Annotated in this window: 26 protein-coding genes; 10 read left to right on the top strand and 16 right to left on the bottom strand. The window is 69.3% G+C overall.

Annotated elements, in window-relative coordinates; translation table 11 throughout:
• Positions 1 to 21: 21 nt before the first annotated feature.
• The 3 genes from AC1IQ6_RS06920 to AC1IQ6_RS06910 form a co-directional block, all read right to left on the bottom strand.
• Positions 22 to 777, bottom strand: coding sequence for a fumarylacetoacetate hydrolase family protein (locus AC1IQ6_RS06920; RefSeq protein ID WP_102773638.1), 756 nt, complete (start codon positions 775 to 777; stop codon positions 22 to 24).
• Positions 774 to 1,439 carry a fumarylacetoacetate hydrolase family protein gene (locus AC1IQ6_RS06915; RefSeq protein WP_485866045.1) on the bottom strand — a complete coding sequence of 222 codons (666 nt, stop codon included), beginning with the start codon at positions 1,437 to 1,439 and terminating at the stop codon, positions 774 to 776. The genes AC1IQ6_RS06920 and AC1IQ6_RS06915 overlap by 4 nt, the downstream gene beginning before the upstream one ends.
• Before the next feature lie 129 nt (positions 1,440 to 1,568).
• Positions 1,569 to 2,450: a phosphoribosylaminoimidazolesuccinocarboxamide synthase gene (locus AC1IQ6_RS06910; RefSeq protein WP_102773640.1), complete on the bottom strand. Its 882-nt coding sequence runs from the start codon at positions 2,448 to 2,450 to the stop codon at positions 1,569 to 1,571.
• 232 nt (positions 2,451 to 2,682) lie between these two features.
• Here AC1IQ6_RS06910 and AC1IQ6_RS06905 point away from each other — a divergent pair, with 232 nt between their 5' ends.
• Complete coding sequence (locus AC1IQ6_RS06905; RefSeq protein WP_102773641.1) at positions 2,683 to 3,138, top strand: GFA family protein; 456 nt, start codon at positions 2,683 to 2,685, stop codon at positions 3,136 to 3,138.
• 60 nt (positions 3,139 to 3,198) lie between these two features.
• Here the strand turns inward: AC1IQ6_RS06905 and fba are convergent, their stop codons facing one another.
• Both fba and AC1IQ6_RS06895 read right to left on the bottom strand, forming a co-directional pair.
• Positions 3,199 to 4,263 (bottom strand): class II fructose-bisphosphate aldolase, encoded by a 1,065-nt coding sequence (gene fba / locus AC1IQ6_RS06900; protein ID WP_102773642.1) that lies wholly within the window; start codon positions 4,261 to 4,263, stop codon positions 3,199 to 3,201.
• Positions 4,264 to 4,447: 184 nt separating this feature from the next.
• The gene (locus AC1IQ6_RS06895; protein ID WP_102773643.1) at positions 4,448 to 5,347 is read right to left on the bottom strand and encodes an SMP-30/gluconolactonase/LRE family protein; all 900 of its coding nucleotides are present in this window, start codon (positions 5,345 to 5,347) and stop codon (positions 4,448 to 4,450) included.
• Between the two features lie 285 nt (positions 5,348 to 5,632).
• Between AC1IQ6_RS06895 and AC1IQ6_RS06890 the strand changes: the two genes are divergently transcribed.
• Positions 5,633 to 6,913: a dicarboxylate/amino acid:cation symporter gene (locus AC1IQ6_RS06890; RefSeq protein ID WP_111826303.1), complete on the top strand. Its 1,281-nt coding sequence runs from the start codon at positions 5,633 to 5,635 to the stop codon at positions 6,911 to 6,913.
• Between the two features lie 58 nt (positions 6,914 to 6,971).
• The gene (locus AC1IQ6_RS06885; RefSeq protein WP_102773644.1) at positions 6,972 to 7,349 is read left to right on the top strand and encodes a hypothetical protein; all 378 of its coding nucleotides are present in this window, start codon (positions 6,972 to 6,974) and stop codon (positions 7,347 to 7,349) included.
• An 11-nt stretch (positions 7,350 to 7,360) separates the two neighbouring features.
• On the opposite strand, the gene AC1IQ6_RS06880 is transcribed toward AC1IQ6_RS06885, so the two are convergent.
• From AC1IQ6_RS06880 to phnG, 9 genes are all read right to left on the bottom strand, one after another.
• Positions 7,361 to 7,795: a hypothetical protein gene (locus tag AC1IQ6_RS06880; protein WP_111825635.1), complete on the bottom strand. Its 435-nt coding sequence runs from the start codon at positions 7,793 to 7,795 to the stop codon at positions 7,361 to 7,363.
• 105 nt (positions 7,796 to 7,900) lie between these two features.
• A complete protein-coding gene (locus tag AC1IQ6_RS06875) occupies positions 7,901 to 8,443 on the bottom strand; it encodes an MOSC domain-containing protein (RefSeq protein WP_102773646.1) in 543 nt (180 codons plus the stop codon).
• Between the two features lie 18 nt (positions 8,444 to 8,461).
• Positions 8,462 to 9,661, bottom strand: coding sequence for an alpha-D-ribose 1-methylphosphonate 5-triphosphate diphosphatase (locus AC1IQ6_RS06870; RefSeq protein ID WP_485866044.1), 1,200 nt, complete (start codon positions 9,659 to 9,661; stop codon positions 8,462 to 8,464).
• 2 nt (positions 9,662 to 9,663) lie between these two features.
• On the bottom strand, positions 9,664 to 10,383 hold the full coding sequence (gene phnL / locus AC1IQ6_RS06865; protein ID WP_485866043.1) for a phosphonate C-P lyase system protein PhnL: 720 nt from the start codon (positions 10,381 to 10,383) through the stop codon (positions 9,664 to 9,666).
• 2 nt (positions 10,384 to 10,385) lie between these two features.
• Positions 10,386 to 11,168 (bottom strand): phosphonate C-P lyase system protein PhnK, encoded by a 783-nt coding sequence (gene phnK / locus AC1IQ6_RS06860; protein WP_102773649.1) that lies wholly within the window; start codon positions 11,166 to 11,168, stop codon positions 10,386 to 10,388.
• A complete protein-coding gene (locus tag AC1IQ6_RS06855; RefSeq protein ID WP_102773650.1) occupies positions 11,165 to 12,061 on the bottom strand; it encodes an alpha-D-ribose 1-methylphosphonate 5-phosphate C-P-lyase PhnJ in 897 nt (298 codons plus the stop codon). Before AC1IQ6_RS06855 ends, phnK begins: the two co-directional genes overlap by 4 nt.
• Positions 12,058 to 13,173, bottom strand: coding sequence for a carbon-phosphorus lyase complex subunit (locus AC1IQ6_RS06850; protein WP_485866042.1), 1,116 nt, complete (start codon positions 13,171 to 13,173; stop codon positions 12,058 to 12,060). The genes AC1IQ6_RS06855 and AC1IQ6_RS06850 overlap by 4 nt, the downstream gene beginning before the upstream one ends.
• A 1-nt stretch (position 13,174) precedes the next feature.
• A complete protein-coding gene (phnH, locus tag AC1IQ6_RS06845; protein ID WP_209165812.1) occupies positions 13,175 to 13,795 on the bottom strand; it encodes a phosphonate C-P lyase system protein PhnH in 621 nt (206 codons plus the stop codon).
• 1 nt (position 13,796) lies between these two features.
• Positions 13,797 to 14,267 (bottom strand): phosphonate C-P lyase system protein PhnG, encoded by a 471-nt coding sequence (gene phnG / locus AC1IQ6_RS06840; protein ID WP_485866041.1) that lies wholly within the window; start codon positions 14,265 to 14,267, stop codon positions 13,797 to 13,799.
• 171 nt (positions 14,268 to 14,438) lie between these two features.
• Here phnG and phnF point away from each other — a divergent pair, with 171 nt between their 5' ends.
• From phnF to phnN, 4 genes are all read left to right on the top strand, one after another.
• Complete coding sequence (phnF, locus tag AC1IQ6_RS06835; RefSeq protein ID WP_111825641.1) at positions 14,439 to 15,161, top strand: phosphonate metabolism transcriptional regulator PhnF; 723 nt, start codon at positions 14,439 to 14,441, stop codon at positions 15,159 to 15,161.
• A gap of 88 nt (positions 15,162 to 15,249) precedes the next feature.
• On the top strand, positions 15,250 to 16,449 hold the full coding sequence (locus AC1IQ6_RS06830; protein ID WP_111825642.1) for an alpha-D-ribose 1-methylphosphonate 5-triphosphate diphosphatase: 1,200 nt from the start codon (positions 15,250 to 15,252) through the stop codon (positions 16,447 to 16,449).
• A gap of 2 nt (positions 16,450 to 16,451) precedes the next feature.
• Complete coding sequence (locus tag AC1IQ6_RS06825) at positions 16,452 to 17,195, top strand: DUF1045 domain-containing protein (RefSeq protein ID WP_485866040.1); 744 nt, start codon at positions 16,452 to 16,454, stop codon at positions 17,193 to 17,195.
• Complete coding sequence (phnN, locus tag AC1IQ6_RS06820; RefSeq protein WP_209165814.1) at positions 17,192 to 17,773, top strand: phosphonate metabolism protein/1,5-bisphosphokinase (PRPP-forming) PhnN; 582 nt, start codon at positions 17,192 to 17,194, stop codon at positions 17,771 to 17,773. Before AC1IQ6_RS06825 ends, phnN begins: the two co-directional genes overlap by 4 nt.
• Before the next feature lie 500 nt (positions 17,774 to 18,273).
• Here phnN and AC1IQ6_RS06815 read toward each other — a convergent pair whose 3' ends face one another.
• Positions 18,274 to 19,215, bottom strand: a complete 942-nt coding sequence (locus AC1IQ6_RS06815) for a LysR family transcriptional regulator (RefSeq protein ID WP_111825645.1) — start codon at positions 19,213 to 19,215, stop codon at positions 18,274 to 18,276.
• A gap of 102 nt (positions 19,216 to 19,317) precedes the next feature.
• On the opposite strand from AC1IQ6_RS06815, the gene AC1IQ6_RS06810 reads away from it, so the two are divergent.
• The 3 genes from AC1IQ6_RS06810 to AC1IQ6_RS06800 are packed head-to-tail and all read left to right on the top strand — an operon-like array spanning position 19,318 to position 22,674.
• Positions 19,318 to 21,153 carry a gamma-glutamyltransferase family protein gene (locus tag AC1IQ6_RS06810; RefSeq protein ID WP_485866039.1) on the top strand — a complete coding sequence of 612 codons (1,836 nt, stop codon included), beginning with the start codon at positions 19,318 to 19,320 and terminating at the stop codon, positions 21,151 to 21,153.
• Positions 21,154 to 21,208: 55 nt separating this feature from the next.
• On the top strand, positions 21,209 to 22,183 hold the full coding sequence (locus tag AC1IQ6_RS06805) for a Bug family tripartite tricarboxylate transporter substrate binding protein (protein WP_209165817.1): 975 nt from the start codon (positions 21,209 to 21,211) through the stop codon (positions 22,181 to 22,183).
• A complete protein-coding gene (locus tag AC1IQ6_RS06800) occupies positions 22,180 to 22,674 on the top strand; it encodes a GAF domain-containing protein (RefSeq protein ID WP_485866038.1) in 495 nt (164 codons plus the stop codon). Before AC1IQ6_RS06805 ends, AC1IQ6_RS06800 begins: the two co-directional genes overlap by 4 nt.
• A 25-nt stretch (positions 22,675 to 22,699) precedes the next feature.
• Here the strand turns inward: AC1IQ6_RS06800 and phnE are convergent, their stop codons facing one another.
• Positions 22,700 to 23,494, bottom strand: coding sequence for a phosphonate ABC transporter, permease protein PhnE (gene phnE, locus AC1IQ6_RS06795; protein WP_485866037.1), 795 nt, complete (start codon positions 23,492 to 23,494; stop codon positions 22,700 to 22,702).
• Positions 23,495 to 23,558 lie beyond the last annotated feature (64 nt).

Genomic DNA, 23,558 nt, shown 5'->3' with positions numbered 1-23,558 from the left:
GCGCAACAAGAAACGATGGAATCAGGCCTCGGCCAAGGTGTTGGTCAGCGTGCCGATGCCGTCGATTTCGGTATCGACCACGTCGCCGGCCTGCACATTGACCACGCCGTCGGGCGTGCCGGTGAGGATCACGTCGCCGGGCATGAGCGTCATGAACCCGCTCAGGTACTCGATCAGTTCGGGAATGCGGTGGATCATGTCGCCGGTGTTGCCGCTTTGCGTGACCTGGCCGTTGACGCGGGTGCGCAGGCCCAGCGCGTGCGGGTCCGGCACGTCGGCCGCGTCGACCAGCCAGGGACCGATCGCGGTCGAGGCGTCGCGGTTCTTGACCCGCAGATTGGGGCGGTAGTAGTTCTCCAGGTAGTCGCGCACGGCATAGTCGTTGCTCACCGTGTAGCCGGCCACGCAGGCCATCGCGTCGGCGGCGCGCACGCGTTTGGCCTGGCGGCCGATCACCACGGCCAGCTCGCATTCGTAATGCATGAAGGCGGCGTCGCGCGGACGCGGCGTGCGGCCGCGATGGCCGACCAGCGAGTTCGGCCCCTTCAGGAATACCAGCGGCGCGTCCTTGGCCGTGACCGTGAGTTCGCGCGACAGTTCCTTGACGTGGTCGGCGTAGTTCAGGCCCAGCGCGATGATGGTGCCGAATTCGATCGGGGGCAGCCATTGCACGTCGGCCTGGGCCAGCAGGCGGCCGTCGGGCAGCCTGACCGCCCCGCCCTCGCCTTCGGTGACGTCCCAGGTCCGGTTCTCGTAAACAATGCGTCCGCGCTTCATGCCTGCTTCTCCTCTGCCAGGCTGTGGCTCAATTCGCCCAGACGGGGCACGGTGATCGTGACGCGGTCGCCGGCGCGCCCCACGGGCGAGCCTTCGCCGGGGCCGAGCAGCAGCACGTCGCCCTCGGCCAGGGTCATGAATTCGGTCACGTCGGCGATCAGCTGCGCCGCGGGACGCAGCAGCGTGGCGAAGCTGCGCTCGTAGGCCTGCTGGCCGTTGACGCGCACGCCCAGCGCGGCCTGGTCGAGATCGAAGCCGGGCTGGCCCTGGAGCACTTCGCTCATGGGGCAGAAGCCGTCGCGGTTGCGCTGCACGACGGCGGGACGGTAGTAGTTCTCGTGCGGCAGGGTCAGGTCGCTGACGATCACCAGGCCGGCCAAGTGGCTCATGGCCTGGGCCGCCGGTACCTGCCTGGCGGGCCGCCCGATCACCAGGCCGATGGTCGCGTCGATGCGCACCACGCCCGGATCGGCGGGGATCTCCACCACGGCGCCGTCGGCGGCGTAAGTGTTGCGCGACTTGATGTAGAGCACCGGCGCCTTGGGCGCGGCCTTGTAGGGCGCGCCGTCGAACTGGGGCGCCAGGCGTTCGAGGGTGGCGCGGTCGTTGAGCAATGCCCCGTAGACGGTGCCGTCGCGCCGGATGGAGTGCGGAGTCTGCATGATCGGGATCTAATTAACGAGGTAACAATTACCATGTTAACTAAAATCCCGATAACGCAAACTCAGGATTACCCCTAGGCGAAAAAAAAGCCGCTCGTGGCGAGCGGCTTTTCGTGCGCCTGTGACCGGTCAGGCGATCAGGCGGTCCAGGGCCTCGCGGTACTTGGCGGCGGTCTTTTCCAGCACGTCCTGCGGCAGGCGCGGCGCCGGCGGCGTCTTGTCCCAGGTCTGGGTTTCCAGCCAGTCGCGCACGAACTGCTTGTCGAAGGAAGGCGGGCTGATGCCGACGCGGTAGCCGTCGGCCGGCCAGAAGCGCGAGGAATCGGGCGTCAGCACTTCGTCCATCAGGTAGAGCGTGCCGTCGTCGTCCAGGCCGAATTCGAACTTGGTGTCGGCGATGATGATGCCCTTGGTGGCGGCGTAGCGCGCGGCCTCGGCGTACAGCTTGAGGGTCACGTCGCGGATGCGCTCGGCCATTTCCTGGCCGACTTCCTTGACCACGTGGGCGAAGTCGACGTTTTCGTCGTGCATGCCGAATTCGGCCTTGGCCGCCGGCGTGAAGATGGGTTCGGGCAGCTGGCTGGCCTGCTGCAGGCCGGCCGGCAGCGCGATGCCGCACACCGAGCCGGTGGCCTGGTAGTCCTTCCAGCCCGAGCCGATCAGGTAGCCGCGGGCGACGGCCTCGACCAGGATGGGCTTCAAGCGCTTGACCACCACGGCGCGTCCGCGCACCTGGTCCACCTCGTCCGGCGCGACCACGTCCTCGGGCTTGATGCCGGTGGAGTGGTTGGGCAGGATATGGGCCAGCTTCTGCAGCCAGAATTCGGTCAGCTCGGTCAGCACCTGCCCCTTGCCGGGGATGGGGTCGTCGAGGATCACGTCGAACGCGGAGATGCGATCCGACGCGACGATCAGCAACTTGTCGTCGCCTACCGCGTACATATCGCGCACCTTACCGCGGCCCAGCAGCGGCAAGGACTTGATGCTGGATTGATGCAAAGCAGAAGTCACGGGAAATGGCCTATGGCAATAATGAAGATTCCCGCCTCGGGCAGCGCCAGGGCGGGAAAGTCGAACCTGCAAGGCGCATAGGTTACTGCAAAACGGCCCGGCGCTGCCGACGGCGCCCGGCCGCCCTCCCCTCGACGCCGCCCGGCGCAGGCGTTAGGCTGTGGTCTCTTACCATGCGCGCCGACCGCCGCAGGCGTCACGGCGCACCCCTTCCACCCGGAGACCAAGCCGTATGCAGGATGCTTCCCTCAAACGCAGGCCCGCCGCCGACGCGCAAGTGCACCTGACCGGCGGCTGCCAGTGCGGCGCGGTCCGCTACGCCGTCACCGACGAGCCCCTGACCGCCGCCACCTGTCATTGCCGGGACTGCCAGTATTCCAGCGGCGGCGCCCCGGCCCACGCGCTGATCTTTCCGGCCGGCTCGGTCACGCTGCTGCGCGGCCAGGCCAAGGAGCACCGCTACAAGGGCGACTCCGGCCACACCGTCATGCGCAGCTTCTGCGCGGCCTGCGGCACGCCGCTGTTCGGCGGCTCCGAAGGCATGGACTACGAAATCGTGCGGGCCGGCTCGCTGGACGATCCCGAGGCCTTCCACGCCCGCGCCAGCCTGTGGACCGGTTCCGCGCCGTCCTGGCACCACGTGGACCGCAGCATCCCGCACTACGCCGGCAACGGGCCCGCCGCCTAGACCATAAAAAAAACGGGCCCGCATGAACACGGGCCCGTTCTTCCGCACTGCCGAGCGTGCTTACTGCACCACTTGCGCCAGCTTGCCCGAGGCGTACTGGGCGGCGATTTCGGTCAGCGGCAGGGCCTTGATCTTGCTGGCGTTGCCGGCGGTGCCGAACTGGGTGTAGCGGGCCACACAGATGGCCTTGGCGGCGGCGCGGGCCGGCTTCAGGTATTCGCGCGGGTCGAACTTCTCGGGGTTCTCGGCGAAGAAGCGGCGGATCGCGCCGGTCATGGCCAGACGGATATCGGTGTCGATATTGATCTTGCGCACGCCGTACTTGATGGCTTCCTGGATTTCCTCGACGGGCACGCCGTAGGTTTCCTTCATGTTGCCGCCGAATTCGCGGATCTCGGCCAGCAGTTCCTGCGGCACGCTGGAGCTGCCGTGCATCACCAGGTGGGTGTTGGGCAGGCGGGCGTGGATTTCCTTGATGCGGGAGATCGACAGGATGTCGCCGGTGGGCTTGCGCGTGAACTTGTAGGCGCCGTGGCTGGTGCCGATAGCGATGGCCAGGGCGTCGAGCTGGGTCTTGCGCACGAAGTCGGCGGCCTGTTCCGGGTCGGTCAGCAGCTGGTCCATGGTGAGCTTGCCGTCGGCGCCGTGGCCGTCTTCCTTGTCGCCCTGCATGGTTTCCAGCGAGCCCAGGCAGCCGAGTTCGCCTTCGACCGTCACGCCCAGCTTGTGGGCCACGTCGACGACCTTCTTGGTCACTTCGACGTTGTAGTCGTAATCGGCGATGGTCTTGCCGTCTTCCTTCAGCGAGCCGTCCATCATGACGCTGGAGAAGCCGAGGTCGATGGCGCCCTGGCAGACCTTGGGCGACTGGCCGTGGTCCTGGTGCATGACCACGGGAATGTGCGGATAGGATTCCACGGCGGCCTGGATCAGGTGCTTCAGGAAGCCTTCGCCCGCGTATTTGCGCGCGCCGGCCGAGGCCTGCATGATCACGGGGCTGTCGGTCTCCGCAGCGGCTTCCATGATGGCCTGGACCTGCTCCAGGTTGTTGACGTTGAAAGCGGGAATGCCGTAGCCGTGCTCGGCGGCGTGGTCGAGCAACTGGCGCATGGAGACTAGGGCCATGAGTGGTCCTCCTTAGGTACTGTCTATTGAAAGATGGTTGAAGTCTTGCTGAATGGGGTGATTTTACGGGGGATTCGCCGAAAGGTCTTGCAACCGGCGGTATCCAGGCCATTCGGGCTGCGCCGAACGGCGTAAGCCGTCCCGGCGCCCCCGCCGCAAGCACGAGGGCGCCGGTGCGGGGGCCCTACGGCCGGCCCGCGTGCGGCACGTCGACCCGCGTCACCAGGATGCGCCCCTCGGGCCTGGCGCGGCGGTTGGCCTCGATGAAATCGGGCGCCGCGGCCATGAACAGGCTGCGGCCGTCCGGCCCGCCCAGCGCGGCGGCGAAGATGCCGAACTCGCCGGTGTCGATCTGCTCCAGTATCCGGCCGCCGCGCGCCAGGCGGACGATGCGCTTGCCGATGGCGTCGGCCACCCACAGCGCCCCCTCGGCGTCCAGCGCGCCGCCGTCCGGCCCGATGGCCGAGGCGGCGATCAGCACGCCCAGGTCGTCGCTGGCGGGCAGCGGGCCGAAATCGGCCCAGTCGCGGCGCGGTCCCAGGCCGCCGTCGGGCAGGATGTCGAATTCGGAAATACGGTTGCCGAAGGTCTCGTTGACGATCATGACGGCGCCGTCCGGGGTGATGAAGGAGCCGTTGGGAAAGCACAGCCCGTCGGCCACCACCCGGCAGGAGCCGTCGGGGTCCGCGCGCACGATGGTGGTGTTGCGCACCGGCGCGCCGTTCATCAGGTCGAAGCCGAAATTGCCCACGTAGGCCCTGCCCTGCGCGTCGACCACCATGTCGTTGATGTGCCCGCCGGTCAGCGCCGACAGGTCGGCATGCTCGACCAGGCTGCCATCGGCCTCGCGGCGCAGCAGCTTGCGGTCTTTCATGGAGGCGATGAGCAGCCGGCCGTCCGGCAGCCAGCCCAGGCCGGACGGCTGCTGCGGCACCTCGCAGATGCGCTCGACCCGGCCGTCCAGGTCCACCGCGATGACCTGGCCGGTGTAGAAGTCCGACGCCCACAGGCGGCCCTCGTGCCAGCGCAGGCCCTCCAGGTAGGTGTATCCGGACGCCAGCACCGACAGTTCTCGTTTCTGCATTTTCCAGTCTCCTTTTTTGTCGCGGGACGCCGCCTTGGCGGCCGGCCAGGCATTCTGGCATGGCGGCGCGGGGCGGTGGCGCTGTTCCAATTTGATACAAATCCGCTCCACTGGAGGCGACAACTGGCTGTCAGCTTGGCGGCGTTAACATCGCGGCCCAAGGGTAAACCCGCAAGCCTCGGGATCGCCCTGGAATGTCTGTCATCCGACCGCTCGCCCGCCCCATGCCGGCGGACCCGGCCCCCGCGGGGCCTGGCGCACGGTCGCCGTTTTTCCGTTTTGATCATGAACACTAAGAAGCTGACGCGTTACATCGGCATCGCCATGGTGCTGGGCATCGTGGTGGGCTACTTCTGCCACCGATACGCGCAAACTCCCGAGGAGGCCGCCCGCATCGCCGCCTACTTCAGCCTGGTCACCGACATCTTCCTGCGCATGATCAAGATGATCATCGCCCCGCTGGTATTCGCCACGCTGGTGACGGGGCTGGCCAGCATGAGCGACGCCAGCGCCGTGGGCCGCATCGGCATGCGCGCGATGATCTGGTTCGTCGCCGCCTCGCTGGTTTCGCTGCTGCTGGGCCTGGCGCTGGTCAATCTGTTCGAACCGGGCGCGCACATGAACATGACGCTGCCCGACGCCGGCGCCAGCTCCGGCCTGAAGACGGGCGATTTCACGCTCAAGGCCTTCATCGCGCACGTCTTCCCCAGCAGCATCGCGCAGGCCATGTCCAACAACGAGATCCTGCAGATCCTGGTGTTCTCGCTGTTCTTCGGCACGGCGCTGTCCTTCGTGCGCAGCAAGGGCCACCACACCCTCTACAACATGATCGACGAGCTGGCCAAGATCATGTTCCGGGTGACCGACTACGTCATGCGCTTCGCGCCCCTGGGCGTGTTCGCCGCGATGGCCGCCGCCATCACCACCGAAGGCCTGGGCGTGCTGGTCAGCTACGGCAAGCTGATAGGCGAGTTCTACCTGGGCCTGGCGCTGCTGTGGGGCGTGCTGTTTTTGATCGGCTACCTGTTCCTGGGCAAGTCCGTGCGCCGGCTGGGCGGGCTGATCAAGGAACCCACGCTGCTGGCGTTCTCCACGGCCAGCAGCGAATCGGCCTACCCCAAGACGATCGAGGCGCTCTCGCGCTTCGGGGTGCCCAAGCGCATCTCGGGCTTCGTGCTGCCGCTGGGCTATTCCTTCAATCTGGACGGCTCGATGATGTACCAGTCCTTCGCGGTGCTGTTCATCGCGCAGGCCTACCGCATCCCGATGAGCTTCACCCAGCAGCTGACGCTGCTGCTGGTGCTGATGGTGACCAGCAAGGGCATGGCCGGCGTGGCGCGCGCCTCGCTGGTGGTGGTGGCCGCCACGCTGCCGATGTTCAACCTGCCCGAGGCCGGCCTGCTGCTGATCATGGGCATCGACCAGTTCTTCGACATGGGCCGCACCGCCACCAACGTGGTCGGCAACAGCCTGGCCACCGCCGTCATCGCCAAGCTGGAAGGCCGCCAGCCCGCCGATGAGGAAGCGCCGGCCAAAGAGGCCGCGGGCGGGGTCGCGGCGTCTTGACCGTCGCAATCGCCGGGAGCAACATATAAGCCCCCGGCAAGCCCTGCCCGATCCAGCCATGATTTCCCTACGCCTGCGCTGCACCGTGGCGGCCGTCGCCCTGATGGCCGCAGCCCCCGCCTCGCACGCCTGGACGCGCATATCCTGCAACCTGGGCGGCACCGCCGCCAGCCCACCCATGCAGATGCGCCAGTTCCGCATCGACGGCACCGAAATCAGCCAATTGATGTTCAGGCTCAGGGTCCGCAGCGCCGAGATCCCCGAAGGCGCGCGCGCCGACACCGACTGCACCGAATTCATGGGCCGGGAAATCGACGTGGTGCTCGACGGCGCCGGCGCCACGGCGGTGCGCAAGGGGCAATCTGTAAAGCTGCGCTACCGCTATGACGATTCGCTGGGCGAGGCGCGGGCCAGCCGGTTCGAGCTGGTCCGTTAGGTTTCGGTCATTCAGTCATTGACCGAGCAAGACACCGGCGCCCCGTCCTCGAATTCCACGTCGTAGGTGTGCACCGGGTCCCAGGGCAGCGTGAACCACAGTTCATAGCCGTCGCCGTCCTCGTCGAACAGCCACAGCGCGCGCAGCACGGCCTTCTCGGCCATGGCCTCGGCGGTTTCCTCGGGCAGCAGCTGGGCGTCTTCGATGCCCAGTTTTTTGTAGTGTTCGTAGGAATAGTTGTCGAGCAGAAAATCGGCGGCGGCCAGGATCTGCTCGTCGAGGGTGTCCAGGATGTTCTTGACCGCCTTGGACGCGCCGCTGCCGGGTTCCTCGCCGTCGGTCTGGATCATGACGTGGATCGGCGGGCGATCCGCGCCCACGGCGACGTTTTCGGCCGCCCACAGATCGGGTTCTTCGGGATCCTGGGTGAAATTGAATCGTGCCATCGCGCGCTCCGGAAAAAAGGCGCGCCGCCGGCGGAAAATGCGGCAGCGCTCCAGTTCCCATTTAACCAGATGCGCGGGCCCGCGTCCGGGGCCGCGCAGGATATTTCAAACACGTTCCAGCGCCAGGTGCGGCAAGGCCGGCAGCGTCACGCGAATAGCATCGCCGGCCCGGACCTCGCCGCCTTCGAGCACGATGCCCATGACCCCGGCCCGGCGCATCAGGCTGCCGTCCGGATGGCGGCCCAGCACCGCGGCGGTCAGGCCCTGCTGGTAGTGGTCCAGCTGCGCACAGGGATTGCGCAGGCCGGTGATCTCCACCACCGCGCCGGCGCCCAGGTGTAGCCAGGCGCCGCGCGGCAGCGCCAGCAGGTCGATGCCGCGGGTGGTGATGTTCTCGCCCATCGTGCCTTCGGCCACGTTGAAGCCGGCCAGCTGCAATTCGTCGTGCAATTCGGCGTGGATCAGGTGCACCTGGCGCAGATTGGGCTGGCTGGGGTCGGCCTTGACGCGCGAGCGGTGCCTGACGGTGACGCCGAGGTGGGCGTCGCCCTCCACGCCCAGCCCTTTGAGCAACATGATTTCAGGCACCACGGGCTTGCTGAACGTGTGCGCGGCGCTGCGCGCCACGGCGGTCACGATGGGGTCCATCGGCTTGCTCCTGCTGTCTCAGGCCGCCAGGCCCTGGGCCTCGGGTTCGAGCGCCGCGCCGGCGCGCAAGGGCGGGTAGTGGGTGGAGAATACCAGCCGGCCCGCCGACCAGGTGTGGCTGATCAACGGCTGGCCGCCCACCTGCGCCACCGCCACCAGGTCGGCGCGCATGCCGGGCGCGATGCGGCCGCGGTCCGACAGGCCGCAGGCCTGCGCGGGATTCAGCGTGACCAGCGCGGCCGCCTGCGCCAGCGTCAGCTCGGCCTGCGCCGCCACCGCGAAGACGGCGGCGATCAGCGTGGAAGGCTGGTAGTCCGAGCACAGGCAGCTCGCCACGCCGGCCCGCACCGCGTCGATGGCCCGCATCGAGCCGCTCTGGCTCTGGCCGCGCAGCACGTTGGGCGCGCCCAGGATGGTGGGCAGGCCGCAAGACACCGCGGCGCGCGCGGTATCCAGGTTGATGGGGAACTCGCTCATGGCCACGCCCAGGTTGCGCATGGTGGCGATGCGGTGGATGGAGTCGTCGTCGTGGCTGGCCGTGGGGATGCCCAGGCCCTGCGCATGCGCCAGCAAGGTCTCGACCCGCGCCACCGCGCCGTCGCGCGCGCGGCTCTTGGCCTGCGCCGCTTCCTCGGCCTGCTCGCGGCTCATGGCGTGGTTGCCCATCATGTATTGCAGATAGGACTCCAGCGTCTTGAACTGCCCCTGCCCCGGCGAATGGTCCATGACCGACAGCAGGTCCACCGCGCCCTCGTCCATCAGCGCGCGCAGCACGTCCACCGAGGTGGCGTCGGTGACCTCGTAGCGGCAGTGGATGCGGTTGTCGACCAGGCTGTGGCCGCGGAACGCGCGCACCGTGCGCACCACTTCGGCGGCCGTCTGGTTGTTGCGCACGCCCCATTCGCTGTTGGCGAAGGACAGCGCGTGATAAGGCGTGGTGATGCCCGCCGCGGCGTTGCGGCGGTCCACCTGCGCCACCGCGAAGTCCAGCGGGAACAGCACGCGCGAGCGCGGCTCGGCCTCTTTTTCGATGGCGTCGCAATGCAGGTCGATCAGGCCCGGCAGCAGGACCTGGCCCTGCAGGTCGACTTCGCGGCCGGCGCGCGCGCCGGCCGGCTCGACGGCCACGATGCGGCCGTCATCGATCAGCACCGCGCTGTCTTCCAGCACGCGGTCGGCCAGCACGACGCGGGCATGGGTGAGATAAGTGCTGTGCATGGTCAGGCCTCCATCGCGGCGGCGGTCACGGCCGGGCGCAGTTCCAGCGTCTGGGTGGCGACGGCGTCGCGCACCTCGGCGTCGTGGAATATGCCCAGCAGGCAGCGGCCCTGGGCGCGGGCTTCGAGGATCAGGTCGATCACCACCTGGCGGTTGTCGGCGTCCAGCGAGGCGGTGGGCTCGTCCAGCAGCAGGATCGGATGGCGGGCGATGAAACCGCGCGCGATGTTCACGCGCTGCTGCTCGCCGCCGGAGAAAGTGGCCGGGGCCAGGCCCCACAGCCGTTCGGGCACGTTCAGGCGCCGCAGCAGCGCGGCGGCGCGGGCGCGCGCCTCGTCGGCCGGCACGCCGGCCGCGCGCAGCGGCTCGGCCACCACGTCCAGCGCGGCCACGCGCGGAATCACCCGCAGGAACTGGCTGACGTAGCCGATCACGTCGCGCCGCAGCGCCAGGATGCGCTGCTCCGGCGCGCCCACCAGCTCGACCCAGCCGTCTTCGGCGCGCACGCGGATGCTGCCCTCGGTGGCCAGATAATTGCCGTAGAGGCAGCGCAGCAGCGTGCTCTTGCCGGTGCCGGACGGCCCGGCCAGCACCAGGCAGTCGCCGGCCGCGGCGTCGAAGTCGACCGCCTCCAGCACCGGCAGCCGCATGCCGCCCTGGTTGTGCAGGGTAAACATTTTTCCGAGGCCCCGCACCTCGATCATCGGAGTGGTTGCGCGCATGCTCAGCTCTGCAAAATGGAGGACACCAGCAATTGGGTATAGGGGTGCTGCGGATCGTCGAGGATCTGGTCGGTGAGCCCGCTTTCGACCACCTCGCCGCCGCGCATGACCAGGGTCCGGTGCGCCAGCAGGCGCGCCACGGCCAGGTCGTGCGTGACCACGATGGCCGCCAGGCCCAGGTCGGTCACCAGCTGGCGCAGCAGGTCCAGCAGGCGCGCCTGCACCGACACGTCGAGCGAGGCCGTGGGTTCGTCCATGAACACCAGGCGCGGATGGGTCACCAGGTTGCGGGCGATCTGCAGGCGCTGCTGCATGCCGCCCGAAAACGATACCGGCGCGTCGTCCAGGCGGCCGACGTCGATCTCCATCTTGTGCAGCCAGTTGCCGGCCACGCGGCGCAGCTCGCCGTAATGGCGCTCGCCCACGGCCATCAGGCGTTCGGCGATGTTGGCGCCGGCGCTGACCTGCATGCGCAGGCCGTCGCGCGCGTTCTGGCGCACGAAGCCCCAGTCGGTGCGCGCCAGCAGGCGCAGGCGCGCGGCAGGCAGCGCGGCCAGGTCGGTGAAGCCCTGGTCGCGGGTGTCGTACCAGACGCTGCCGGCCTGCGGCCGGGTCTGGTGGGACACCGCCGACAGCAGCGTGCTCTTGCCCGAGCCGGATTCGCCGACCACGCACAGCACCTCGCCGGGGTAAAGATCGAAGCTGACGTCGCGGCAGCCGTGCACGCCGTCCCAGGTGCGCGTCATGCCGCGCACGGACAGCAGGGGATTCGCTTGGGGATTCATGCCGCGGCCTCGTCCGGGTTGGCGTCCGGGCGCTGGCGCGCCTGGCGATCGTTGCAGTATTCGGTGTCCGAGCAGACGTAGCGGCGCGTGCCGGCGTCGTCCAGGATGATTTCGTCCAGGAAGCTCTCGCGCGAGCCGCACAGGTCGCAGTGCTCGCTCCAGCTTTGCACTTCGAAGGGGTGGTCCTCGAAGTCCAGGCTCTTGACCCGGGTGTATGGCGGCACGGCGTAGACGCGCTTTTCGCGGCCCGCGCCGAACAGCATCAGCGCCGGGCTGCCGTCCAGCTTGGGATTGTCGAACTTGGGGATGGGCGACGGCCGCATCATGTAGCGGTCGTTGACGATCACGGGGTAGTCGTAGGTGGTGGCGATGCGGCCGTGCTGCGCGATGTCCTCGTACAGCTTGACGTGCATGCCGCCGTATTCGGCCAGCGCGTGCATGGTGCGGGTCTCGGTTTCGCTGGGTTCGAGCCAGCGCAGCGGCTCGGGAATGGGCACCTGGAACACCATGATCTGGCCGGCGGCCAGCGGCGTCTCGGGAATGCGATGGCGCGTCTGCACGATGGTGGCCGCCGGCGTGGACTGCGTGGTGGCCACGCCCGTGACGCGGCCGAAGAAGCGCCGGATGTTGATCGCGTTGGTGGTGTCGTCCGAGCCCTGGTCTATCACCTTGAGCACGTCGCCGCGCCCGATGATGGCGGCCGTGACCTGAATGCCGCCCGTGCCCCAGCCGTAGGGCAGCGGCATCTCGCGGCTGCCGAACGGCACCTGGTAGCCGGGAATCGCCACCGCCTTGAGCAGCGCGCGGCGCAGCATGCGCTTGGTGGATTCGTCCAGGTAGCCGAAGTTGTAGTGGTCGTCGCGCGCGACCGCGGCCTGTTGTTGCGTCGTCATGGGGAAACCGCCTCGTCCATCAGTTGTTTGTCCGCGGCCTGCGGCGCGTCGCGCTCGGCGCGCATGCGGCGCAGCAGCTCCAGGTTGGCCTGGAAGTCCACGTAGTGCGGCAGCTTCAGGTGCTGCACGAAGCCCGAGGCCTCGACGTTGTCGCTGTGGTAGAGCACGAACTCGTGGTCGTTGGCCGGAGAATCGGCCAGCTCGCCCAGCTCGGCGGCCTTGAGCGCGCGATCCACCAGCGCCATCGACATGGACTTGCGTTCGCCGTAACCGAACGTCAGCCCGTAGCCGCGCGTGAACTTCGGCCCTTCCTCGGCGTTGCCCGCGAACTGGCTGACCATCTGGCATTCGGTCACTTCGATCTCGCCCACGGTGACGGCGTAGCCGAGTTCCTCGATGTGCATTTCCACTTCCAGCGCACCGTAGCGGATCTCGGCCGCGAAGGGATGGGTGTTGCCGTAGCCGCGCTGCGTGGAATAGCCCATCGACAGCAGAAAGCCTTCGTCGGCGCGCGCCAGGTTCTGCAGCCGCGCGGCGCGCGAGGCCGGGAAGTCCAGCGGCTGGCGGGTCAGGTCGAAGGGTTCGGGATCGCCGGGCGGAACCGGCTCGGCGTCGATCAAGTCGTCCTGCGCCAGCAGGTCGGTGACGCGCGGCATGGCGCTGTCCAGGGCTTCGTCGCCGGCGGGCAGCGAGTCGGCCTCGCGTCCGGCCAGCAGCGAGAAGTCCAGCAGCCGCTGGGTGTAGTCATAGGTGGGGCCCAGGATCTGGCCGCCGGGCAGGTCCTTGAAGGTGGACGAGATGCGGCGCCGCAGGCGCATGCGGCCGGTGTCTATCGGCTGCGTGTAGCCGTAGCGCGACAGCGTCGTGCGATAGGCGCGCAGCAGGAACACGGCCTCGATCACGTCGCCGGCGGCCTGCTTGAGCGCCAGCGCGGCCAGCTGCGGATCGTAGAGCGAGCCTTCGGCCATCACGCGCGACACGGCCAGCGGCATCTGTTCGCGGATCTGCGCCAGGCTCAGTTCGGGCACCTCGCGGTCGCCGCGACGGTAGTCGTCCAGCATGCGGTAGGAATTGAGGATGGCGCGCTCGCCCCCTTTCACGGCTACGTACATGTCAGTTCTCCAGGCGCGTGCTGCGCGGCAGGCCGCAGATCCGCCGGCCCTGCGTCAGCAGCACGTCGACGCCCAGCGGAAAGCGTTGGTGATTGAGGCGCCATTCGCGCCAGAAGCCTTCCGGCAGCCCGGCCGCGGCCAGGGCCTGGCGGCTCTGGATGCCCGGGCCGCTCAGCATGGCCTGCGGTCCGGCATCCAGCGACGCGACTTCGATCAGCAGCGTGGTGGACTGATCGGGATAGGCCGGGTCGCCCGGATGGCAGGCCGACAGCGCCGGGGCCTCGAAGCCGGCCGGCGCCGCGGCGAAGCGCGCCAGCGCGGGCGAGGGCACGATGGGGCAGCCGCAATGAAAGCGCAGGAAGGCCAGCGTATCGGCGCTCGCGCCTTGCGGCAGCCACAGCGGCGTGTCGACGTCGACCAGCGTCAGCAGCAGGGCCGTCATGGCGGGCGACAGGCCCGCCGGCACGCCGCTTTCGGCCGTGATTTCGTGGATGCGCCCGGGATGGGCCAGCGCGTCCAGCGCGGCGCGGAAGGTGGCCTGCGCGTCGTCCACCGGATCGGCGAAACCGGGCAACAGCGTGCGGCCCGGGGCCGCGGCGGCGGCCAGTATCGGTTGTTGCATGTCAGTCCTCGCCTCGCACCATCGTGAAGAATTCCACCCTGGTCTGCGCCGCCACGCGGGCCTGGCGCTCGACCTTTTCGGCATGCTGGCGCGCCAGCGGCGCGATGAGCTGCGCCTGCACGGTTTCATGCCATTCGGGCAGCTGAAGCAGGGCGTCGGCCACGGCGGCCTGTTCCGCATGGCGCAGCGAGCGGCCCTGCACGTAGGCCACGCCGACCACGCCCTCGCCCATCGTCACCGCGCAGCGTGTCACGGTCATTTCGCCCAGGTTGAAGCGGGCGCCGGTGCCGCCGCTGCGGGCGCGCACCATGGCCATGCCGGTCTGGGCCGGGCGCAGCGTGCGATGCTCGGGCAGCCGGCCCAGCGCGCTGAACGCGCCGTCCAGCGCGCCGGCGTCGGCCAGCGCCAGCACGCGCATCCAGGCCGCGCGCCGGGCGTCGGATGCCGGTTGTCCTGTCTGTGGGTGTTCCAAGATTCCTCCATACGTCTAGACGACTGGATGAAGTATGATCGGTTCGAAATCCAAGTTCAACAGCCGGGCGTGAATTTTTGATGACAGTTGCTGCGCCTTTGCGGCGGCCGCGGCATCGGGCACAATCGTGGCCATTCTTGAAGAGCGGATATGACAGTACGAGCGCACTCCATGGTTGAAAGAGGTTCCGGCATCGCCGTCTGGCGGCAAATCGGCGAATCGCTTGCGGACGACATCCGCAACAAGCTCTATGCGGCGGGCGAACAGCTGCCCTCCGAACCCGAGCTGGCCGCCAAGTTCTCGGTCAACCGCCACACGATACGGCGCGCCATGGGCGAGCTGGAGCAAAGCGGCCTGGTCCGGATCGAACAGGGCCGCGGCACCTTCGTGCAGGAACACGCCATCGATTACGCCATCGGCAAGCGCACGCGCTTTTCCGAGAACCTGCGCAGCCAGGGCATGCTGGGCCACCAGGAGGTGCTGGGCAGCCAGTCGCTGCGCGCCGCCGAGATCGCCAGGCACCTGGGGCTGGCCCGCAGCGCGGCGCTGCTGCGCGTGCAGATCGTGGGCAAGGCGGAAAACCGCCCCATCAGCGTCTCGGAACACTACTTCGACGAAAAGCGCTTCCCCGATTTCGCGCAGCGCCTCGCGTCCCAGCGTTCGATCTCCAAGGTCTATGCGCACTACGGCATCGGCGACTACACCCGCAAGTGGTCGCGCATCACCGCGGCGCTGCCCTCGCCCGAAATCGCCCGCCTGCTGGGCCAGCCCAAGACCCGCCCCATCCTCCAGGTCGAGGCGCTGAACGTGGACCAGCAGGGCGCGCCGCTGCAGTACAGCGTGGCCCGCTTCGTCGGCGACCTGGTGCAGCTGATGGTCACGGACGAAGGCTGAACCGGCACCGCGGCGCCCCCTGAATCCGGCGGGCCGGCCTCACTCATCTAGACATCTGGTTGTAATGCAAGCCCGCTAACTTGGCGCCATGAACTCACGCACCCCTGCCCCCTCGCCCCTGGCCGGCATCACCGGACAGCGCATCCTGACGCCGCGCGGCGTCCAACAGGCCAGCCTGCGTTTCCACGGCGGGCTGATCGACGATTCGGCGGCTCCCGCCGCGCGCGGCGCCGCCTGGTTCGACGCCGGCGACCTGCTGGTGCTGCCCGGCATCGTGGACCTGCACGGCGACGCCTTCGAGCGCGCCATCATGCCGCGCCCCAGCGTGACCTTCCCCTATCAGGGCGCGCTGTTCGACGTGGACCGCCAGCTGCTGGCCAATGGCATCACCACCGAATTCCACGGCGTCACGCTGTCCTGGGAAGGCGGCCTGCGCGGCGAGAGCTACGCCGAGCGCATGTTCGACGCGCTCGAAGGCATGCGGGCCCTGATGGGCGCGCGGCACTACGTGCACCTGCGCTTCGAGACCCATCACGTGGGCGGGCTGGACATCGCCCAGCAATGGATACGCGACGGCCGCGTGCGCTTCCTGGCGCTCAACGACCACCTGCCCAGTATGGCGCGGCGGCTGGGCGACGAGCGCAAGCTGCTGCAGTACGCGCACCGCGCGGAATGCGACCTCGACGTGTTCCAGGACCGCATCCGCGCCGCGATGGCCGCCGCCGATTCCGTGGCCGACGCCATGCGCGAACTGACCGCCTGCGCACGCGAGGCCGGCCTGAAGGTGGCCTCGCACGACGATCCCGACGCCGCCACGCGCCGCTACTACCACCAGTTGGGCTGCAGCGTGGCGGAATTCCCATTGACCCGCGAGGCTGCCGGCGTGGCGCGCGACCTGGGCAACGCCGTGGTGTTCGGCGCGCCCAACGTGGTGCGCGGCGGCAGCCACACCGGCGCGCCCAGCGCCACGGAGATGGTGCGCGCCGGCCTGTGCGACGTGCTGACCTCCGACTACTACTATCCCGCGCCGCTGGCGGCCGCGCTGCGCCTGGCCGGCGACGGCGTGCTGCCGCTGGCCCAGGCCTGGAACCTGGTGTCGCTGAATCCCGCTCGCGCCGCCGGCCTGAAAGACCGCGGCGCGCTGGCGCCGGGCCTGATCGCCGACGCCATCGTGGTCGACGACCGCATGCCGGGCCTGCCGCGCGTGTGCGCCGCCATCGTCGGCGGCGAACTGCGCTACGCCAGCCGCGCCTTCGGCGACGGCCAGCCCCAGCGCATGGCGGCCTGACCATGCCGCTGGCCCACCGCTACGCCCTGTACCTGGCTCCCACCGGCCCCTGGCGCGAATACGGCAGCCGCTGGCTGGGCCGCTGCGCCGACACCGGCCAGGCGCTGGCCGCGCAGCCCGGGCAGGCCGATTTTCCGCGCGCATGGACCGAGGCCCCGCGCCACTACGGCCTGCACGCCACGCTGAAGCCGCCCTTCCGCCTGCGCTCCGGCGCCAGCCCTCACGAGGTCGACGCCGCCGCCCGCCGGCTGGCCGACGGCCGCAGCCCGTTCTCGCTGCAGCTGGACTGCGAACCGCTGCGCGGTTTCCTGGCCTGGCGCATCGCCGACGCCGATGCGCCGGGCCGGGCCCGCATCCAGGAACTGGCCGACGCGGCCGTGCGCGACCTGGACCCGCTGCGCGCCCCGCCCACGCCCGAGGAGACCGCCAGGCGCCAGCCGCAATCGCTCACGCCCGCGCAGCAGGCCATGCTGGCGCGCTGGGGCTACCCCTATGTGTTCGATACCTATACCTTCCACATCACGCTGACCGGCAAGCTCGACGGCGACGCGCTGGCGCGGGCGCGGGCCGGCATCGCGGCCTTCGCCGATCCGCTGCGCGGCCAGGCCATGCCGGTGCCGGGCGTCAGCGTCTATGTGCAGCCCGAGCCCGGCGCCGACTTCGTCGCGGCCAGGCACTACGGTTTCGACGGCAGCTGCGCCGACGCCGCCGGCGCGGCGTATCTGCAAGGCCCGGCCGCGCAATGAACGTCTCCTACGCCCCGGCCGACGGCACGCGCCTGATCTACCTGATGGGCGCCTCGGGCAGCGGCAAGGACACGCTGCTGCGCCTGCTGCGCACGCACCTGCGCGGCGACGAACCGGTGCTGGTGGCGCACCGCTACATCACCCGCGAAAGCGGCGACAGCGAAGACTCGCTCAGCCTCACCGAAGACGAATTCGGCCGCCGCGCGGCGCTGGGCTGCTTCGCGCTGCGCTGGAGCAGCCACGGCCTGCATTACGGCATCGGCGTGGAGATCGACGCCTGGCTGGCCTGCGGCGCGGCCGTCATCATCAACGGCTCGCGCGCGCACCTGCCGCAGGCCCATGCGCGCTATCCGGCGCTGACCGCGGTGGAGGTCACGGTGGACCCGGCGCTCCTGGCCCGCAGGCTGGCCGGCCGCGGCCGCGAGAACGCCCAGCAGATCGCGCAGCGGCTGGCGCGCGCCACCCAGGCATACACGGTGCCGCCGCGCTGCCGGCTGCTGCGGGTCAACAACGACGCCGCGCCCGAATCGGCGGCCGCTGAATTGCTGGATATTGCGCGCGGCAAACTGGCTGCGTAGGGATGGCGGCGGTTGCCGCCCGATGGGTTTCGCGCGCTTGATGTATGGATTCTTGCATAAGGAATCTCGCGCTGCACCCATCCTACGATTCCCTATCGCCGTGTGATTCCCAACCACCGTACGATTCCTGACCGCCGTACGATGCCCGACCGTCGTACGATGCGCGACCGTCGTACGATGCCCGACCGTCGTACGATGCCCGACCGTCGCACGATGCCCGACCGCCGTACGATGCGCGACCGTCGCACGATGCGCGACCGTCGTACGATGCGCGACCGTCGTACGATGCCCGACCGCCGTACGATGCCTGACCGCCGTACGATGCCCGACCGTCGTACGATGCCCGACCGTCGTACGATGCCCGACCGCCGTACGATGCCCGACCGTCGCACGATGCCCGACCGCCGCACGATGCGCGACCGCCGTAGGATGGGTGCAGCGCGAGACATCCGACACAAGGAATCAACGGCCAAACGCGCGGAACCCATCGCCCCCCCGGTTCAGCCCGCCATCTCGCCACAAAGATCCAGCAAGATATCGGAAAAATATGTTTCGGCCGCCAGCGGCTGCTGGCGCTTGCGCCGGATCAGGTTGATCGGCGGCAGCTCCCAGCCGAAGTCCCAGGGCACCATTCCCAGCTTGCCGCGCTGGCACAGCTCGCGCGCGATGTCCTCGGGCACGACCGAGACGAAGGTTTCGTTCATGGCCAGCAGGCCTTCGATCACGTCGGTCGAATAGGCTTCCAGCACCGGGCTGGGCGGGCTCAGCTCCGCGCGGATGAAGTGCTCCACGATGAGTTGCCGCGTCGGCGTATTGGCCGCCGGCAGCACCCAGTCCAGCGCCGCCACCGCCGCCCAGTCCGGCCGGCGCCGCGCCAGCCGCTGGGCCAGCCGGCCGTGCGCGATCAGGCGCGGACGCTGGCGGTAGAGCGCGCGGTGTATCAGGTCGTCCTGCGCCACCGACGAGGTGGCGCGGCCGATGATGCAGTCGAGTTCGTGCTGGCGCAGCATCGGGACCAGATGATCGGTGGTCGCGCGGTGCAGGCTGAGCGTCACGCCGTGGCGCTGGTGCAGCAGGCCGATGGCCTGGGTCAGCAGCGCGCTCGATACGTAAGGCACGACGCCGACCTGCAGATGCGCCGAGCGGCCCGCGTGCAGGGCTTCCACTTCGCGCGCCCACAGGTCCAGGTCGCTGAGCATGTGGCGCGCGCGCACCAGGGCCAGGCTGCCCAGCGCGGTGGGCTGCAGGCCCCGCCCGGTGCGCATGAACAGCCGCGCGCCGAAGATGTCTTCGAGTTCGGCCAGCGCCTTGGTGACCGCCGGCTGGCTGACGCCCGCCGCCGCCGCGACCCGCGTCAGCGAGCCGTGCCTGGCGATGTCGAGCAGCAGCACCAGATGGCGGTGCTTGAGGCGGTTGGCCAGACGGGCCGCGTCCCAGTTCACGATTTTTCCTATAACCAGTTGGTTATTCAATTATGCCAACAAAGGTAAATCCAGTTATTTCATGATCCTATACTGCGGACATCTTCCCGCCAGGAACCGCCCATGAACGCCTCCTTCACGACCCGCCCCGAAATCCGCGGCACGTTCGGCGTGGTCTCGTCCACCCACTGGCTCGCCACGCAAGTCGCGATGGGCGTGCTGGAGCGCGGCGGCAACGCCTATGACGCGGCGGCGGCCGGCGGCTTCACCTTGCAGATCGTCGAACCGCACCTGAACGGGCCGGGCGGCGAGGTGCCCATCCTGCTCTGGAGCGAACGCGAGCGGCGCATGCGCGCGCTGTGCGGCCAGGGACCGGCGCCGGCCCTGGCCACGCCCGCCCATTTCCGCGGATTGGGCCTGGACCTGGTGCCCGGCATCGGGCTGCTGCCGGCCACGGTGCCCGGCGCGTTCGGCGCGTGGCTGACGCTGCTGCGCGACTACGGCACCTGGGAGCTGGCCGAGGTGCTGCGCCCGGCCATCGACTACGCGCGCAACGGCTTTCCGCTGGTGCCGCGCATCTCCCAGGCCATCCTGGCGGTGCAGGCGCTGTTTCGCGACGAATGGACCAGCTCGCGCGAGGTCTGGCTGCCCGACGGCCGGGTGCCCGCGCCCGACACCCTGTTCCGCACGCCCGCGATCGCGGCCACCTATACCCGCATCCTGGACCATGCGCATGCCGCCGGCGCCGACCGGCGCGGGCGCATCGACGCGGCGCTGGACGCCTGGTATCGCGGCTTCGTCGCCGACGCGATCGACGCCTTCTACAGCGGCGAACCGGTGCGCGACACGACCGGCCAGCGCAATCGCGGCCTGCTGCGCAAGTCCGACCTGGCCGACTGGCGCGCCACTTACGACGAGCCGCTGACCGTGGACTACGGCCGCTACACCGTGGCCAAATGCGGCGTCTGGTCGCAAGGCCCCGTGCATCTGCAACAGCTGGCCATGCTGCGCCACCTGGGCATGGAAGGCCTGGACCCGCAGTCGCCGGAATTCGTGCATCGCGTGGCCGAGGCGGCCAAGCTGGCCTTCGCCGACCGCTGCGCCTGGTACGGCGATCCCGATTTCGCGCAGGTGCCGCTGGCCGATCTGCTGAGCGACGACTACGCGCGGACCCGCGCCGCCGGCATCGGCGCGCAGGCCTCGCGCGCATTCCAGCCGGGCAGCCCCGGTGCACGCGCGCCGCGCCTGCCGGATCTGGAGGCGGCCGCGCGCACGCTGGCGGCCTCCGACACCCGCTTCGGCGTGGGCGAACCGACCTTCGCGGCGCTGCCGCCCGTGTCCGAGTGGGCCGCGCGCGAACTGTTCGTGGGCGACACCTGCCAGATCGACGTCATCGACCGCGACGGCAATATGGTGGCCGCCACGCCGTCGGGCGGCTGGCTGTCGTCCAGCCCGGTCGTGCCGGGCCTGGGCTTTCCGCTGACCACGCGCCTGCAAATGACCTGGCTGGACGAGGGCGTGCCCGGCCAGCTGCAGCCCGGCAAGCGCCCCTGCACCACGCTGTCGCCGGGCCTGGCGCTGCGCGACGGCCAGCCCTATATGGCCTTCGGCACGCCCGGCGGCGACCAGCAGGACCAATGGACGGTGGCCTTCTTCCTGCGCCATGCCATGGGCATGAATCTGCAGGAGGCCATCGACGCGCCGTCCTGGCACATCGACCATTTTCCCGGCTCTTTCTGGCCGCGCACGCTGACGCTCAATCGGCTGACGGTGGAGTCGCGCATGCCCGCGGCCACGCTGGACGCGCTGCGCGCCGCCGGCCACGAGGTCAAGGTCGGCCCGGACTGGTCGGAAGGACGCATCAGCGCCTGCACCCGCGAACCCGCCCCCGGCGGCGGACTGCTGCTGCGCGCCGGCGCCAATCCGCGCGGCATGCAGGGCTACGCCGCCGGACGCTGAACCTGTTTCTTTCCAGCCGGCGCACAGACCGGCCTTTGCACAAGGGGTATTAACCATGACACTGCGATTCAAGAAACTGTTGCGCGCCTGCGCGCTGGGCCTGGCGCTGGCCGCGCCGGCCGCCGCCCACGCCGCCTGGCCGGAAAAGCCCATCACGCTGATCGTGCCGTGGGCCGCCGGCGGCTCCACCGACATCCTGGCGCGCATGCTGTCCGAAGGGCTGACGCAATCGCTCGGCCAGTCCGTCATCGTCGAGAACCGCTCGGGCGCCTCGGGCAACATCGGCACCGCCTTCGTGGCCCGCGCCAAGCCCGACGGCTACACGCTGCTGGTGGGCTCCATGAGCACGCACACGATGAACCAGGCGCTCTACGCCAACATGCCGTTCGACGGCGTCAAGGACTTCACGCCCATCGCCGAACTCGCGCTGGTCACCAACACCATGGTGGTGAATCCGTCGGTGCCGGCGACGAACGTGAAGGAATTCATCGCCTACCTGAAGGCGCATCCGGACACCGTGACCTACGCCTCGGCGGGCCAGGGCTCCACCAACCACCTGAGCGCGGTGCTGTTCGAGAAGGCCGCCGGCGTGAAGATGACCCACATCCCCTATCGCGGCGGCGCGCCCGCGGTGCTGGACACCGTGGCTGGACGCACCCAGGTGCTGTTCAGCGCCGGCACGCAGACCCTGCCGCACGTGCAGAACGGCAAGCTCAAGCTGCTGGCGGTGACCGAGGAAACGCGCTCGCCGCTGCTGCCCGACGTGCCCACGGTGGCCGAAACGCTGCCCGGCTATGAACTGGCGGTCTGGTACGGGGCCTTCGGCCCGGCCGGCATGCCGCCGGAACTCACGGCCCGGCTCAACCGCGAGATCAACCTGATCCTCAAGCGCCCGGAAGTGGTCAAGAAGATGGCCGACATGGGCGTGCTGCTGACCGAGACCACGCCCGAGCAGTTCGGCCAGATCCTGGCGCGCGACGCCGACAAGTACGGCAAGCTGATCAAAGAGCTGGGAATCACCGCAGAATGAACGCCGCCCCGACCCTGGCCGCGGTGCAGGCCATCGAACTGGCCTATGCCGCCGCCGACGCCACGGCCGCCCTGCGCGCCATCGACGCCTATGCGCACGCCACGCTGGCGCACACCTTGTGCACGGTGAACCGATACGACGCCGACGCGATCCGCGTGGTGCGCCTGTACAGCTCGAATCCGCAGGCCTATCCGCCCGGCGGCAGCAAGGACAAGGCCGGCACCGCATGGGGCCGGCACGTGCTGCACGAGCGCCGCGTCTTCGTCGGCGAAGGCGAGGACGCCATCCGCGAGTTCTTCGACGACCACGGCGCCATCCGCGAACTGGGCCTGCAATCGGTCATCAACGTGCCGGTGGTGTATGGGCAGGCCTGCCTGGGCACGGTGAATTTCCTGATGCCGCGTCCGCGCGTGTCGGACGCCGACGTCCACGCCGCGCGGCTGGCCGGCCTGCTGGCCTTGCCGGCCCTGCAGGCGCCCGGCCGGCACTGATGGTCGGCGCCGGCGCGCGCCGCGCTCAGATCAGCGCGGCGCGGATGCGCGCGGACACCATATCGATCACCACCACGAAGCCGACGATGATGATCATGACCGCGCAGGTTTCCGCGTAGCGGAAGCTGCGGATGATTTCCCACAGCACGGTGCCGATGCCGCCGGCGCCCACGATGCCCACGACGGACGCCGAGCGCACGTTGGACTCGAAGCGGTACAGCGAATACGAGATCCACAGCGGCAGCACCTGCGGGATCACGCCGTAGACGACCTCCTCCAGCGCGTTGGCGCCGGTGGCGCGCACCCCTTCGACCGGGCGCGGATCGATCGCCTCGACGGCTTCGGAGAACAGCTTGGCCAGCACGCCCGTGGTGTGCATCCACAGCGCCAGCACGCCGGCGAACGGCCCCAGGCCCACGGCCACGATGAACAGCATGGCGAACACCATTTCGTTGATGGCGCGGCAGGCGTCCATCAGGCGGCGCATCGGCTGGTAGACCCAGGCCGGCACCATGTTCGACGAGCACAGCAGGCCCAGCGGCACCGCCACCACGATGGCGAGGAACGTGCCCCATACCGCGATCTGCACCGTCACGATCATCTCGTCGAGGTACATGCGCCAGTCGCGGAAATTGGGCGGGAAGAAGTCGGCCGCGAACTGGGCCATGTTGCCCGAATCGCGCAGCAGGTCCAGGGGCCGCATGTCCGCGCCCCGCCACGACATGACGAGCAGCGCCAGCACGATGGCCCAGACGAGAAGAACCGGCAGCGACGAGCGCGGCGCGGCGGGAAGGCGGGAGGTATGCGTGGCGAGATTCATGGGGATGAGCGGCTGGCAAAAGAAATGTTCGGCTGCGCGTACGCCGGCCGCGTCGGATGACGGG

Source organism: Achromobacter sp. MUI-25009338, assembly GCF_057359325.1.
Note: the sequence above shows the minus strand (reverse complement) of the source record. Positions and strands in the feature narration are given on the sequence as shown.

What these genes read in the sequence shown, in the direction of transcription:
- phnN (WP_209165814.1), top strand. Translation starts at nt 17,192, where the DNA reads ATGAACGTCTCCTACGCCCCGGCCGACGGCACGCGCCTGATCTACCTG.
- phnK (WP_102773649.1), bottom strand. Translation starts at nt 11,168, where the DNA reads ATGAATCCCCAAGCGAATCCCCTGCTGTCCGTGCGCGGCATGACGCGC.
- AC1IQ6_RS06830 (WP_111825642.1), top strand. Translation starts at nt 15,250, where the DNA reads ATGAACTCACGCACCCCTGCCCCCTCGCCCCTGGCCGGCATCACCGGA.
- AC1IQ6_RS06915 (WP_485866045.1), bottom strand. Translation starts at nt 1,439, where the DNA reads ATGCAGACTCCGCACTCCATCCGGCGCGACGGCACCGTCTACGGGGCA.
- phnL (WP_485866043.1), bottom strand. Translation starts at nt 10,383, where the DNA reads ATGCGCGCAACCACTCCGATGATCGAGGTGCGGGGCCTCGGAAAAATG.
- AC1IQ6_RS06855 (WP_102773650.1), bottom strand. Translation starts at nt 12,061, where the DNA reads ATGACGACGCAACAACAGGCCGCGGTCGCGCGCGACGACCACTACAAC.
- AC1IQ6_RS06870 (WP_485866044.1), bottom strand. Translation starts at nt 9,661, where the DNA reads ATGCACAGCACTTATCTCACCCATGCCCGCGTCGTGCTGGCCGACCGC.
- AC1IQ6_RS06850 (WP_485866042.1), bottom strand. Translation starts at nt 13,173, where the DNA reads ATGTACGTAGCCGTGAAAGGGGGCGAGCGCGCCATCCTCAATTCCTAC.
- phnE (WP_485866037.1), bottom strand. Translation starts at nt 23,494, where the DNA reads ATGAATCTCGCCACGCATACCTCCCGCCTTCCCGCCGCGCCGCGCTCG.
- AC1IQ6_RS06875 (WP_102773646.1), bottom strand. Translation starts at nt 8,443, where the DNA reads ATGGACCCCATCGTGACCGCCGTGGCGCGCAGCGCCGCGCACACGTTC.
- AC1IQ6_RS06905 (WP_102773641.1), top strand. Translation starts at nt 2,683, where the DNA reads ATGCAGGATGCTTCCCTCAAACGCAGGCCCGCCGCCGACGCGCAAGTG.
- AC1IQ6_RS06885 (WP_102773644.1), top strand. Translation starts at nt 6,972, where the DNA reads ATGATTTCCCTACGCCTGCGCTGCACCGTGGCGGCCGTCGCCCTGATG.
- AC1IQ6_RS06890 (WP_111826303.1), top strand. Translation starts at nt 5,633, where the DNA reads ATGAACACTAAGAAGCTGACGCGTTACATCGGCATCGCCATGGTGCTG.
- AC1IQ6_RS06825 (WP_485866040.1), top strand. Translation starts at nt 16,452, where the DNA reads ATGCCGCTGGCCCACCGCTACGCCCTGTACCTGGCTCCCACCGGCCCC.
- AC1IQ6_RS06810 (WP_485866039.1), top strand. Translation starts at nt 19,318, where the DNA reads ATGAACGCCTCCTTCACGACCCGCCCCGAAATCCGCGGCACGTTCGGC.
- AC1IQ6_RS06880 (WP_111825635.1), bottom strand. Translation starts at nt 7,795, where the DNA reads ATGGCACGATTCAATTTCACCCAGGATCCCGAAGAACCCGATCTGTGG.
- phnH (WP_209165812.1), bottom strand. Translation starts at nt 13,795, where the DNA reads ATGCAACAACCGATACTGGCCGCCGCCGCGGCCCCGGGCCGCACGCTG.
- AC1IQ6_RS06800 (WP_485866038.1), top strand. Translation starts at nt 22,180, where the DNA reads ATGAACGCCGCCCCGACCCTGGCCGCGGTGCAGGCCATCGAACTGGCC.
- AC1IQ6_RS06895 (WP_102773643.1), bottom strand. Translation starts at nt 5,347, where the DNA reads ATGCAGAAACGAGAACTGTCGGTGCTGGCGTCCGGATACACCTACCTG.
- AC1IQ6_RS06805 (WP_209165817.1), top strand. Translation starts at nt 21,209, where the DNA reads ATGACACTGCGATTCAAGAAACTGTTGCGCGCCTGCGCGCTGGGCCTG.
- phnF (WP_111825641.1), top strand. Translation starts at nt 14,439, where the DNA reads ATGGTTGAAAGAGGTTCCGGCATCGCCGTCTGGCGGCAAATCGGCGAA.
- fba (WP_102773642.1), bottom strand. Translation starts at nt 4,263, where the DNA reads ATGGCCCTAGTCTCCATGCGCCAGTTGCTCGACCACGCCGCCGAGCAC.
- AC1IQ6_RS06920 (WP_102773638.1), bottom strand. Translation starts at nt 777, where the DNA reads ATGAAGCGCGGACGCATTGTTTACGAGAACCGGACCTGGGACGTCACC.